Below are 12288 nucleotides of genomic sequence, written 5' to 3' on the forward strand. Positions count from 1 at the left end.
ATGCAGCCTCAGCCTACGAACTGGTTGCCCGGAATCATCGTCCTCTCCGTGGCCTTCGTCGCCGCCGCCGCGTGGCTGCTCTACATGCGCAGCCGGGGCGCCATCGCCGCCACCCCGCCCGAGCCGTCCAAGGACGGCGTGCTCGACGACTTGAGCCAGCGCGCCCAGTCCCTCATCGACCAGCTCCGCGCGCTGGAGGCCGACAAGCACAACCTGGCCCCCGAGCAGTACGCCACGGAGAAGTCCCGCCTGGAGCGCGAGGCCGCCGGCGCCCTGCGCGCCAAGGACGAGCACCTCAAGCGCAAGGCCACCTCCAGCGGCGACGGCCGCCCCCGCGCCCGCGAGCTGCCCGCGCCCACCGGTTGGTCCGCGCGCAACCCCCAGCTGTCCGGCGCGCTGTGGGGCGCCGGCATCGTCCTGTTCTTCGGCGGCCTGGGCTACCTGCTCGTCTCCGAGCAGCAGACCCGCGTCGACGGCCAGGAGGCCACCGGCCGCATGCCCCCGGGCGCCGCGGCCGGTCAGCAGGCGCAGCAGGGCGGCATGGGAGAGTCACAGGACCCGGAGCTCGCCCAGGCCCGCGCGCGGCTGGAGTCCAACCCCGGCGACCTGGACGCCGCGTCCATGCTCAGCCACGAGCTCATCCGCCGCCAGCAGTTCGAGGAGGCCGCGCAGGTGACGGCCAAGGGGCTCGCGGTGGACCCGTTCCACGTCGAGCTGCGCGTGCACCGCGGCGTGCTGCGCGCCACCCAGGGCGACCTCCAGGGCGCCGAGGCCGAGCTGACCGAGCTGGTCAACACCTGGCCCGACGCGCAGGAGGCCCTCATCTTCCTGGGCAGCCTGGCCCTGCGCCGCGACGACAAGCAGAAGGCCCTGGAGCACTTCGAGCGCTTCTCCGTCGAGGTGCCGCGCAACATGCAGCCGCCCCAGCTGGGGCCCGCCATCGCCCAGCTCCGGGCCGACATCGCCAACGTGCCCTGAGACACGGCTCACGCAACACAGTCACTACAGTTTATCCGGGTCTGATGTCATCTCCATGGTAGACATGTCTCGCCGTCCCCCCGTCGTTGGTAGGGAGCTCGACATGTTCAAGTACTCCGCGAAGCTGGCCTGTGTCGTCGCGTTGGTCCTGAGTGGTTGTGGTGGTGCCCCGGAGCAGCAGCCGCCGTCCGAGACGGAGACGCTCGAGTCGAGCGAGCAGGGCCTCATCTGGGCCTGCGACGGGCGTCGCTCCTTCAACCGCTACTGGACGGTGAACGGCGTCGAGGTGGGTCGCGAGTACTGTGACTGCGACGGCACGCTGACCGAGTTCGGCACCCTGTCGGGCCGCTACTCGCAGACGCTCAACTTCTACTGCAACTAGTCGCCCCCCTCGGCGCCCCGCTTCACTCCGGGGCGCCGACCCGACGCTGTCTTCAGTGCACCGCCGCGCGGCGCCGACGCAGCCGGCGGACCTTCTCCACCCACGTGCCCGGCAGCACCTGCTTGGCGGCGTTGCGCGCCTTGCGCGCCAGCTCCTCCGCGCGCGAGTACCACTGCCCCGCCTTCGTGCCCGAGTGCACGCGCACCGACACCGTGCGCCGCTGCTTCGACACCCAGTCGGACTTGTACGTCTCCGTGCCGCGCAGGAAGTCGTACTCGGTGAGCCCCGCCGCCAGCGCGTCCTTGAAGCTCTCCCCCACCAGCACCAGGCCCACGCTGCGGTTGCGCCACTCAGGGTCGTATCCCGACTGGAAGTAGACGAAGCGGTGGCCGTGGACGATGCCGTACACGGACGCCACGGCCTTGCCGCCCACCTTCATCGTGTAGAGCCACAGCCGGCCGCGCTCCGCCAGCCACTGCGTGGCGTCACGGTGGAAGGCCTCCACGCCCGTGCCCTTGATGCCCTGCGAGCCGCCGTCCTCCGCCCACCGGGCCGAGTGCAGCCGGAAGAAGTCCGTCATCGGCCCGGCCAGCTCGCCCGGAGCCTCCGTGCGCTCGATGCGATAGCCCTCCTGCTTCTCCAGCCACTTGCGCCGGCGCAGGTAGTTGTCGCGCCGGCCCGTGCGCTTGAGGAACGCGTCGAACGGCTCGCGCGGGTCCAACACGTCGTAGGGACACACGTACCGCTCCGACAGCCGCACGTCGTGCCCGCGGAACACCTCGCGCAGCACGTCCACCGTGACGGAGTCCTCTCGCAGGTCCGTCAGGTCCAGCACATCCCACTCCTCGCGCAGCGCCACCAGCATCCGCGCGAAGGACTCCGCCACGTCGCGCTCCAGCCCGCGCCGCGCCACCACGTCCAGGTAGTCGCTGCCCACGTGCGTCTCGCCCAGGAAGCCCAGGCGGCGCACCGGCACGCCCGCCACGCGGCGCGTCTCCAGGCCCAGCGGCAACAGTCCCACCAGCGTGCCCGCCGCGTCGCGCGCGGTGAGCACCAGCGGGCGCCGCTGGGGCGCGATGCGCCGACACCACGGATACAGCCACTCCCACGCATTGAAGGGGCCCGCGTCACTGGCATCCAGCAGCGCGTCCCACTCGGCCCTCATCCCCGCCAGCGCGGACAGACTGCCCACGGCGCTCACGTCCAGCCGCCGCGCGGCCTTGGGCCCCTGCCTCAGCTCGTCCTCGCGAATCACCGCCCCGCCTCCTCGGAGGGGGCTTCACGCCCCTCCCAACCCACCGTCCGGCTCAACCCGCGCGCTTCTTCGACCGATTCTCCGACCGCACCGCGTCGCGCACCACCGACGCCACGTCCGCCATCACCTCCGGCGACAGGTCCTGGTGGCACGGAATCTCCACGATGCTGCGCCGCAGCTGCGCCACCTCCGGGAAGGCCCCCGCGTCACACGCAGGATGGAAGCGCTTCCAGAAGTCGATGGCGTCAATGCCCTTCGCCCTCAGCCGCGCCAGCACCTCCGCCTTCTCCTGCACCACCATCGGGTAGAACAGCGGGCAGGTCCCCGCCGGCAGCTGGTTGAACAGCGGCGTCGACACGTCGCGCAGCCGGCCCAGCAGGTAGAAGTAGTTGCGACGGCGCTTCTCGACGATGGACTCCAGGTCCTGCGCCAAGGCAATGCGCTTGGTCAGCGGGCTCATGCCCAGGTCCACGTGCTTGCGGTCGAAGTGCTGCGTGCCCGTGGCCACCCGCTCGATGCTCGCCGCCTTCACCGTGCCGTGCCCCACCGTGCGCACCAGCCCGCGCAGGCCGCGGCCCACCGCGCCGCCGCGCAGCTCCAGGTTCTGCAACAGCGCGGACACCGTGTGGCTGAACGTCGACGCGGACGGCGGCGCCGGAGGCTCCGGCAGGCTGTACGAGCGCGGCCCGTTCACCACCAGCGCGCCCCCGTTGGGCACCGGCAGCGTCTTGTACAGACAGAAGATGCCCACGTCGCCCGTCGTCCCCAGCGGCACCGCGCCGTCGGACGAGAGCAGGGACAGCGCGCAGTCCTCGATGAGCACCAGCCCGTGCTGGTCGGCCAGCTTGCGCATCTCAGCGGCCGGTCCCGGGAAGCCCGCGTAGTGCGTCAGGTACAGCGCCTTCGTCTTCGGGGTGATGCGCCGGGCCACGTCCTCCAGGTCCACGTCCCAGCGGCTGCCCACGCGGTAGAAGCGCGGCGTCGCGCCCGCGTCCACCAGCGCCTCCACCTCCACGCCGTGGTGGTAGGAGGGCATCAGCACCTCGCCGTTGTCCAACCCCAGCATCTTCACCGTCAACCACACCGCGTTGCGGGCGAAGTAGAAGTAGCGGACGTTGGGCGAGGAGAACGGCGGAAGCGAGCCGGGCCTCGGCTTGGACACCAGCATGTGGGGCCACAGCGTGGGCAGCGACGGAACGAACAGCCGGCCCGAGGGAGTCATCGCTTCCATTTCGCCACCACCTCTTTCACCGCGGGGGTCCACCGGAACTTCGCCGCGCACAGCGCCCGGCCGAAGGCGGAGTCATTGAAGATGTAGAGCCACGTGTGGCGCCGGACCTGGTCCGTCCAGTCGCGCTTCCACACCATGTCCGGCCCCAGGAAGTCGAACTCGCCGAGCTTCCGGTCGATGCACGTCCCCACCACCTCCTCCATCAGGAGCTGGCCGGGGCTGCACTCGCGCATTTGCTCGTCGTAGCCGGGCTTGAGCAGGAAGTAGCGCCCGCCGTGCTCCAGGCCGTAGTGGAAGGCCACCGGCCGGCCGTCCAGCCGCAGGAAGTACAGCGCCAGCTTCCCCCGGTACGCCGCGTCGCGCGCCAGCTCCGTGTAGAAGCCCCGCGTCGCGGTGTCCTGCGCCATGGCCGTGCCGCGCTCGCCCTTCCAGCCGCTCTGCTCCAGCAGGAAGCCCTCCTCCAGCGTGCCCTCCAGGCCCGGGCCACCGTCCACCCGCTCGAAGGTGACCTTCCCCTTCTCCTCGAGCTTGCGGCGACGCCGCCTGCAGTTCGCCTTGAACTTGGACTGGAGCGACGCCTGGAACTTCTCGCGCGTGCCCGGCAGCGGGATGTACGGCGACTGGAGCGACTCCCACGCCCCCACCGGCATGCGGGCCGCCTGCGCCGCCGCATGCAGCCGCCACGCCGCGCCGCCATCCGGCACGTCCGTCAACCGCAGCACGTCCCACCCACCCTGCTGACGCAGGTGGGACAGGAACATCGCCGCGGCCGCGTCCGGCTCGCGGGCCAGCAGGTCGAACCGGCAGGAGTGCGTGTTCGCCGCCGCGGAGAGCTGGCGCACCGGCACGCCGTACAGGTTGGTGCGCTCCTCCCACAGGGGCAGCGCGGCGGAGAGCCGGCCTTCGCTGTTTCGCAGCGTCAGCACGCGCAGCCGCGCCCCCGGCGCGAAGTTGTCCAGCCAGATGCGGATGAACTCGTGGCGGTAGAACAGCTCGTCCGTCGTGGCCTCGACGAGCGCGTTCCACTCCGACTCCAGGGCCATGAAGGCCGCGCGGTCATCGACTTCGACGACACGCGGCCCGGGACTGCTCAGGGTTGCTTCCATGTTCGGGCGCCCAAGGTGGTGATGGGGTTGCTCGGCTACAAGCCGCTGCGCGCCATCTTCAGCAGGCAGGCGGCGACCTTGCGGCTGTCGTGTCGGATCCTGGACCCCTCCTTCAGGAGGTCCGCCCGCACCGGCACCACGCCCGCGGCGATGAGCTCGCGCGTGTCCACGTTCACCGTGAACGAGCCGCGCCGCCCGTAGCGCCGCATGGCCTCCGGAGAGGGCTCCGTGCCATTGACGAGCACCGCGTCCAGCACCGGCCCCACGTGCTCGCGCACCGCCTGCACGTGGTCCAGACAGGACATGCCGTCCGTCTCACCCGGCTGCGTCATCAGGTTGGCCACCATGACCTTCAGCGCGCGCGTCTCCTTCAGCGCCTGGGCCACGCCGTCCACCAAGAGGTTGGGCAGCAGGCTCGAGTACAGCGAGCCCGGGCCGATCACCACCAGGTCCGCGGCATAGATGGCCTCCAGGAGGCCGTCCACCGGCGGCGGAGAGCGCGGGCTCAGGGACACCTTGCGCACCCGGCCCTGGGCCCGGCAGATGTTGCGCTCGCCGACCACTTCCGTGTCGTCGTGCATCTGCGCCACCAGCTGCACCGAGGCCAGCGTGCACGGCAGCACGTTGCCCCGCGCGCCGAGCAGCTCCCCGGACATGCGCACCGCCTCCAGGAAGTCGCCCTTCAGCTCCGCGAGCGCGGCGATGAGCAGGTTGCCCACCGCGTGCCCGGCCAGGCCCCGCGCCCCGCCGAAGCGGAACTGGAACACGTCCTTGAGCGCGCTCTTGCCGCCGGCGAGCGCCACCAGGCAGTTGCGGATGTCACCGGGCGGCAGCGCGCCGTGCAGCCGGCGCAGGCGCCCGGAGCTGCCACCGTCGTCGCTCATGGCCACCACCGCGGTGATGTCCACGCCCGGATCTCCCGCCTTCGGCGTCGCGCGCCGCGCCAGGCCCCGGAGCACCATGGGCAGCCCCGTGCCGCCGCCGATGGCGACGATGCGCGTGGGCCGGTCCACCTGGGACTGCAACAGCTCGTTGCGCTCCGTCTCCCGCTCCCGCTCGCGCTCCCGACGGGCACGCGCTTCCTCCCACGACTCCGGGAGCGGCGAATCCATGTCCATCCCCACCATGTCCCAACCCCCATCCACGACGCCCGACCCGCCACCCCTGGCGGGTCCCCTAGGGCCCCCTCCCCTTCACGAGGAGGAGGGCCCGCGGGAGGTGTACCTACCGAGCTCCACGACCGAGAAGAACATGTCTCACGGTGTGGAAGATGATTCCCACATCGAGGAACAAACTGCCGTTCTTCACGTAGTACAGGTCGAACTCCAGCTTGTTGCGCGCGTCCTCCACCGAAGCCCCGTAGGGGTAGCGAATCTGGGCCCAGCCCGTCAGGCCCGGCTTCACCGCCTCGCGCAGCCCATAGAAGGGAATCTGCTGCTTGAGCTGCTCGACGAACACGGGCCGCTCAGGCCGCGGACCCACGAAGCTCATCTCCCCCATCAGCACGTTGAACACCTGCGGAATCTCGTCGATTCGCGTGCGGCGGATGAACTTGCCCACCCGCGTGACACGGTCATCGTTCGCCCGCGCCCACACCGCGCCGTTCTTCTCCGCGTCCGTCCGCATGCTGCGGAACTTCCACAAGTAGTACGTCGCGCCGCCCAGGCCCGTGCGCTCCTGCCGGTAGAACACCGGGCCCTTCGAGTCCAGCTTGATGGCCACCGCCACCAGAAGCAGGAACGGTGCCGACAGCGTGAGCAGCAGCGACGCCACCGCCAGGTCGAAGGCCCGCTTGAAGGCCCGGCGCAGCGGCGACACGGTGAGCTCGTCCGCGAAGGCGAAGTCGCTCGCCCGGAGGAACTGCACGGGAATCCGCCGCAGCACGCGCTCGCAGAACCCCGTCGCGTCGTACACGCGACGTCCCTGCAGTCGGCAGATGAGCAGTGAGTCCACCCAGTTGGCCCCGCGCATGTCGTCAGCAGCCTGCACGACATATGCCGCGCCCAATCGGGCCGCCATCTGGTCCAGCGGCTCCTGGCTGGAGCGCGGGTCCACCATGCCGATGACGCGGTAGCTGCCCTCGCCGCCCGCCTCGATGGCGCTCGCCACCGCGCGGGCCTTGAGGCCGTCACCAACGATGAGGACCGAGTCCGGCGCGCCGACCAGCGCGCGGATGGACACCCGGACCACCAGCGTGCCGGCCAGGGCGCCCATCGCCCCGCCCAGCAGCGCCCCAGGAGGCAGCGCCACGGGGAACAGCAGCGGGGCCACCAGCATCAGCCCGCCCGTCACCATCGCGGTGACCCCCGCGGCCTTCAGGAAGCGGTAGCCGCGCGCCCGGTCCTCCGCGGCGACGCGCAGGTCATACAGGTCCAACAGGTACAGCGTGAACTGGAACGTGACGACGAAGGCCGCGCCCAGCCCCAGCAGCGTGGGCCACAGCGCCGCCATCGGCGGCCGGGTGCCCTCGGGCGCGAAGAGTGCCGCACAAGCCGCCGCGCCCATCACGCAGGCCAATGCGATTGCCGAGCTCTCGGCGAGAAAAAACGTCAGCTTCTTGGCTGAAAAATAGTGGTGAAAGACCCGGAGCACTTGCCCCTCCGACCAACCCGCCCGACTCACGACGACCCGCCCCCCCGACAAAGCCCTCCGCCCCTGCCCCGTCACCGGGAGCCGGGGCGGAGGGTCTTCCGCCTCTCTACTTCTGCTTCTCGTAGTTCTTCAGATACGGCGTCGCGTGCACCTCCGCGCCGTTGAGGACGCAGCCCAGGATGGGCGCGCCGGCCAGCTGCTCCACCGCCTGGTGCACCGTCTTGCCCGGCGTCACGTTGGCGCGGATGACCATCAGCACGCCGTCCACCTGGTGGCCCAGGATCGCCGCGTCGGCGAAGGGCAGCGTGGGCGGCAGGTCGATGTACACCTCGTCGAAGCCCTCACGCACCGCCTTGAGGAACTGCTTCATGCGAGGGCTCGCCAGCACCTGCGACGGCTCCTCCGGCGTGGCGCCGGCGGGGATGAGCGCCAGGCGCGTGGAGTTGAAGCGGCGCACCACGTCGCGCACCTCCACCTCGCCCGTGAGCAGCTCCGCCAGGCCCGTCTTGTTGCGCACCCCCAGCGTGTTCGCCACCCCGCCGCGCCGGAGGTCCGCGTCCACCAGGAGGATGCGCCGGTCCGGGTTCGCCCGGGCGGCCGCCATCGCCAGGTTGACGCTCGTCACCGTCTTGCCCTCGCCCGGCATCGCCGAGGTGAGCGCCACGACCTTCATCGGCCGCAGCTCCCGCATCCGCTCCAACCGGTAGTACAGGCTGCGGTACTGCTCCGCCGCCGCCGAGGCCGGCGCCGTCAGCGTCACCACCCGCCGGTCCACCGCGTTCGGATTCGCCGCGTTGTCATCCACCCGGGGGAGGAAGTTTCCCGCCCGCTCCATCGTCTGATCCATGTCCGTCTTCCGTCCTTTCCGTGGGTGTCAGTTCAACGAGGTGGGGTTCGACACGTTGTTGCGCGACCCCGACGAAGGCATCAGCACCCGCCGCTCCGTCTTGCCTTGCATGTCCGGCACCACCGCCAGCACCGGCAGGGTCAGGCGCTGGCGCACCTCCGTCCCGTCGCGCAGGCTGTCATCCCGCATCTCCAGCACCGCTCCCGCCAGCACGCCCAGGCCCAGCGCCACCAGCAGCACCATCACCATCCCCGCGAACTTGTCCGGCCGGGCGGGCGTCACCGGCACCCCCGCCGGGGAGATGACGTTGAACAGGCTCTTGGCGCTCTTGGCCTCCAGCTCCTGGGCAATCTCCGCCTCCACCTTGCGGCTCACCACGCTCTGGTACTTGGTGCGCGCGATTTCGTAGTCGCGGTTCATCACCGCCAGCTCGTGCGCCCACTTCGGGGTGTTGTTCAGCCGCGCCTGGTAGGCCTCCGCCTTGCCCTGCAGGTCGACGATCTCCTTCTGGATGCTGCCGATAAGGCTGGCCACCCGGGTGCGCTCGGCGCGCTCGGCCCACAGCCGGCCCTCGGCCTCCTTGCGGCGCTCCGTCATGCCGGCGAGCTCCGACGACATGCGCTTGATCTCAGGGTGGTCCTCGGTCCACGTGGTGCGGGCGTTGACCAGGGCCCGCGTCAGCCCGCTCTCCGCCGCCTCCAGCCGCCCCGCCTCGCTGTCCACCGCGTTGCGAGCCCGCGCCAGGTCCGAGCGACGCGCCTCCGCCACGCGCAGCTCCTCCGACTTGGTCTGCAGCTCGTGCGACACCCGCTCGAGCCCGCGCATGTTCATCTCCATCTGCTCGGGCAGCTCGCCCAGGTGGGCGACCTTGAACTGGGCAATCTTGTGCTCCCAGTTGGACACCGCCTTGCCCATCTGCACCATCTCCTCGTTGAAGAGGTCCGTGGCGCGCGCCGCCTGCGCCTGGCGCAGCTTCAGGGTCTCCTCGGAGAAGATGGTCGGCAGCCGGTTGGCCACCTGCGACGCCACCTGCGGGTCGCGGTTCGCATAGGTGAGCTCGAACGCCGTCTCACCCTCCACACGGACCGTCAAATCCTTGCGCATCTGCGCGACGGCCGCCTCCATGCCCTTCTCGGACACGATGTCCGGGTAGAGGTTCATCTCCTCGATGGCCTTCTGGAGCACGGGCCGTGCCAGCAGCTCCTGTCGAACGGTGAGCAACCGCTGCTCGATGAGCTCGCTCACCGTGCGCTGCACCATCTCCTCACCGGGCCGCTGCGGCTCCACGCGGACCACCACCGATGCCTCGTACATGCTCGGCCGGGTCAACACGATGGCCGCGCCCACCGCGAAAACCACTGCCGCGATGGCTCCCACCAACGCCTTGCGGCGCCACAGTGAGGCCAGCAGCTGGTCCGCCGTCATCCCACGCTCCATGACTCGCTCCTCCTCCAACCCACTCACGTGTTGTCACCACGCCGTCACGATGAGACGGACCGCGAATACGTTGCGCGTCAGGTCGCCCGCCACGCCCGCCGAGTCCGCCACGCCCACCTGGGCAATCCGATCCACCGCCCCCTGAGCCGCCACCTGGCGGCTGAAGCGGTACTCCACTCCGCCTCCAACTGCGTACCCCTGCGACACCAGGGGGGTGCTGCTGAACGTCGACCAGTCCCGCCCGGGCGCCCGCCCGTTTCGGAAGAAGCTGGCCGCGCCGAACGCCGACAGCTGGTGGTTGAACCTGCGCGCCAGCGACACCGTCGCGTAGTCCGCCCACAGGGCGTTCGCGAAGCCGCTCGCGCCCACCAGGTCATGTCCCACGGCGACTCCCAGGTCGAACAGCTCGCCCTCGCGCGCCAGCTCCAGGTTGACGCGAGGCACCCAGCCGCCCTCCTGCCCCGTCGGCGCCAGGTAGCGCACCGGGCCCGCCCGGGCGATGAACGTCGTCGGGCGGGTCAGCCGGTAGCGCAGCGTCCCCGCCACGCCGTGCGACTGGGACAATTCATTGTCATACAGGAAGCCCTGGTAGCGGTACTCCATGCCCAGGGTGAGCCGGCGCGTGGTGCGATACATCAGCTCCAGCGACGGCGTATGCGCATAGCCCGCCTTCTGGCCATCCTCGAGGATGCGCACCGCCTCCAGCCCGTAGCCCACGCGCACGTCCATGCGGTCCGTGGCGCGGCCCGTCAGGCCCACGCGGGCCTGGGTGTAGAACGTGGGCGACGTGGAGCGCGCCAGGCCGTCACGCGGCAGGGACATGGGGTCCGTGACGCGGAAGACCCGCACGTTGGAGTCCACCCGCAGCCTGCGAGACAGCAGGTGGCGCAACTCCAGCCCACCCCGGTGGTCCAGCGTCACCTTGCCCGAGCCATGCCGCATCAGCACGTCCGCGGCATAGAAGCTGTTGAGGTCCAGCCGCCCGTCGCGCCCCTGCACGCCCACGCGCGGCGACAGCTTCGTCATCAGCTGGCCGCCCGTCGCATCCGGGCCGCCCAGGCGCAGGTCGTCGTCGTAGCGCTCCTCGGCGGAGATGCGCAGCCGAGGCTCCCACACGGTCGCCGCGGATGCCGCCGGCGCGGTGAGCATCAGGCCTGTCAGCAACCACTTCTTCCAGTCGCCCTTCACCGTCGTCCTCCCTCGCCTACGCCACCCTCGACCCATGGACCCACCGCCACCCGACTGCCCTCGACGCCCCTTCACGGCACGACGATGGTGTCGCCGGGACGCAGGATGACGTCCTGACCGCCGTCCGGAGAGATGAGGTCGCTGTAGCGCACCGGAATCTGCCCGCCGTTGCCGTCGCTGCGGATGACCACGATGCCGTCCGAGTTGGCGAAGTCCGTGAAGCCGCCCGCCAGGGCAATGGCCTGGATGAGCGACACGCGGCCGCGCAGCGGATAGGCACCCGGGTGCGTGACTTCGCCGGTGACGAACACGCGGCTGCTGTTGACCTCGCGGACGATGACCGTCACGCGGGGCTCCTGCACATACGACTGGAAGCTCTGCTTCAGCGACTCGGCCAGCTCCGTGGGCGTCTTGCCCGCCGCCTGCACCTCGCCCACCATCGGCATGGAGATGAAGCCATCCGGACGGACGGGAATGGTGCGGCTCAGCTCCGCGTCCCGCCACACCGCGATGTCCAGCACGTCCTCACGACCGATGCGGTAGGGCTGCTCGGAGTTGTCCACCTTCACCGCCGGCTGGTGCGCGCACCCGCCCAGCAGCATCACCCCCAACACCGTCCAGAACCCCGCGCTCGTCTTGCCCATCGTCTTCTCCCTCGTCTCGCTGCGGATGTCGTCCGAGGTCCCGCACCTCGCGGTGACCGTCGCTCTCGGCGCGGTTGCCATAGCAGCGGGTGTGCCACTGAGCCCTGTGAGGGAAAGCCCATGGATCGCCGTGGGTTACGAAACTGCCCACGTTGTGGCGTCGCGCGGGTCGGGAAGAATTACTGGCATCCGACAGGGTAGGAGTCTGGTCCTTTCGACAGTCCGGGCCCTGTTGATGGAAGACGATTTCCCACCGCGGGGCATGTGGGTTCTCAATCCGCACGGTGGGTGCTCGGCACGCGGTTTGAAGTCTGTTGAGCGGGAGGAGTTTTGTTTCCACAACGGGCCAGTGGGCCCAGCAGACAGGGAGCCAGCGGATGAGGAAGGCAGCGGGGGCGGTGGCGGCGGCGTTCGCGATGGGAACCGGTGTGATGGCGTGGATGGGCGTGGCCTTCATGGCGCAGACGGAGGCCGCGGCGCTGGGTGTCGTGGGCCTGGCCCTGTACGCGAGCAGCGCGCTGTTGAGCGGCAAGCCTGGCGAGGAGACGGCGCGCGGCATGGCCAACCAGGCCTGACGCCCGACGCCGTGACAGTAAAAAGGCCCGGTGTCCCCTGGGACGCCGGGCCT

Annotated in this window: 12 protein-coding genes; 3 read left to right on the forward strand and 9 right to left on the reverse strand. The window is 70.3% G+C overall.

Going from position 1 to position 12288, the window contains the following annotated elements; genetic code table 11:
- Complete coding sequence (locus AC6JA9_RS25005) at nucleotides 1-978, forward strand: tetratricopeptide repeat protein (protein WP_223747697.1); 978 nt, start codon at nucleotides 1-3, stop codon at nucleotides 976-978.
- A gap of 103 nt (nucleotides 979-1081) precedes the next feature.
- A complete protein-coding gene (locus tag AC6JA9_RS25010; protein ID WP_223747696.1) occupies nucleotides 1082-1360 on the forward strand; it encodes a hypothetical protein in 279 nt (92 codons plus the stop codon).
- Nucleotides 1361-1412: 52 nt separating this feature from the next.
- Here the strand turns inward: AC6JA9_RS25010 and AC6JA9_RS25015 are convergent, their stop codons facing one another.
- From AC6JA9_RS25015 to AC6JA9_RS25055, 9 genes are all read right to left on the reverse strand, one after another.
- Nucleotides 1413-2615, reverse strand: coding sequence for a GNAT family N-acetyltransferase (locus AC6JA9_RS25015; protein WP_223747695.1), 1203 nt, complete (start codon nucleotides 2613-2615; stop codon nucleotides 1413-1415).
- Between the two features lie 52 nt (nucleotides 2616-2667).
- Nucleotides 2668-3837, reverse strand: a complete 1170-nt coding sequence (locus tag AC6JA9_RS25020) for a DegT/DnrJ/EryC1/StrS family aminotransferase (protein ID WP_223747742.1) — start codon at nucleotides 3835-3837, stop codon at nucleotides 2668-2670.
- The gene (locus AC6JA9_RS25025; protein ID WP_223747694.1) at nucleotides 3834-4952 is read right to left on the reverse strand and encodes a GNAT family N-acetyltransferase; all 1119 of its coding nucleotides are present in this window, start codon (nucleotides 4950-4952) and stop codon (nucleotides 3834-3836) included. Before AC6JA9_RS25025 ends, AC6JA9_RS25020 begins: the two co-directional genes overlap by 4 nt.
- 35 nt (nucleotides 4953-4987) lie before the next feature.
- The gene (locus AC6JA9_RS25030; protein ID WP_141332910.1) at nucleotides 4988-6079 is read right to left on the reverse strand and encodes a gluconeogenesis factor YvcK family protein; all 1092 of its coding nucleotides are present in this window, start codon (nucleotides 6077-6079) and stop codon (nucleotides 4988-4990) included.
- A gap of 97 nt (nucleotides 6080-6176) precedes the next feature.
- Nucleotides 6177-7544: a polyisoprenyl-phosphate hexose-1-phosphate transferase ExoE gene (gene exoE / locus AC6JA9_RS25035; RefSeq protein WP_141333477.1), complete on the reverse strand. Its 1368-nt coding sequence runs from the start codon at nucleotides 7542-7544 to the stop codon at nucleotides 6177-6179.
- 106 nt (nucleotides 7545-7650) lie between these two features.
- Entirely contained in the window at nucleotides 7651-8391 is a 741-nt protein-coding gene (locus tag AC6JA9_RS25040; protein ID WP_141326040.1) for a CpsD/CapB family tyrosine-protein kinase, read from the reverse strand.
- 27 nt (nucleotides 8392-8418) lie between these two features.
- The gene (locus tag AC6JA9_RS25045) at nucleotides 8419-9828 is read right to left on the reverse strand and encodes a GumC family protein (protein WP_223747693.1); all 1410 of its coding nucleotides are present in this window, start codon (nucleotides 9826-9828) and stop codon (nucleotides 8419-8421) included.
- A 33-nt stretch (nucleotides 9829-9861) separates the two neighbouring features.
- Nucleotides 9862-11016: a hypothetical protein gene (locus AC6JA9_RS25050; protein WP_223747692.1), complete on the reverse strand. Its 1155-nt coding sequence runs from the start codon at nucleotides 11014-11016 to the stop codon at nucleotides 9862-9864.
- A gap of 71 nt (nucleotides 11017-11087) precedes the next feature.
- Nucleotides 11088-11660, reverse strand: a complete 573-nt coding sequence (locus AC6JA9_RS25055; RefSeq protein ID WP_141326037.1) for a polysaccharide biosynthesis/export family protein — start codon at nucleotides 11658-11660, stop codon at nucleotides 11088-11090.
- A 377-nt stretch (nucleotides 11661-12037) separates the two neighbouring features.
- On the opposite strand from AC6JA9_RS25055, the gene AC6JA9_RS25060 reads away from it, so the two are divergent.
- On the forward strand, nucleotides 12038-12235 hold the full coding sequence (locus AC6JA9_RS25060; protein ID WP_046714359.1) for a hypothetical protein: 198 nt from the start codon (nucleotides 12038-12040) through the stop codon (nucleotides 12233-12235).
- Nucleotides 12236-12288 lie beyond the last annotated feature (53 nt).

The organism is Myxococcus sp. MH1, assembly GCF_059738865.1.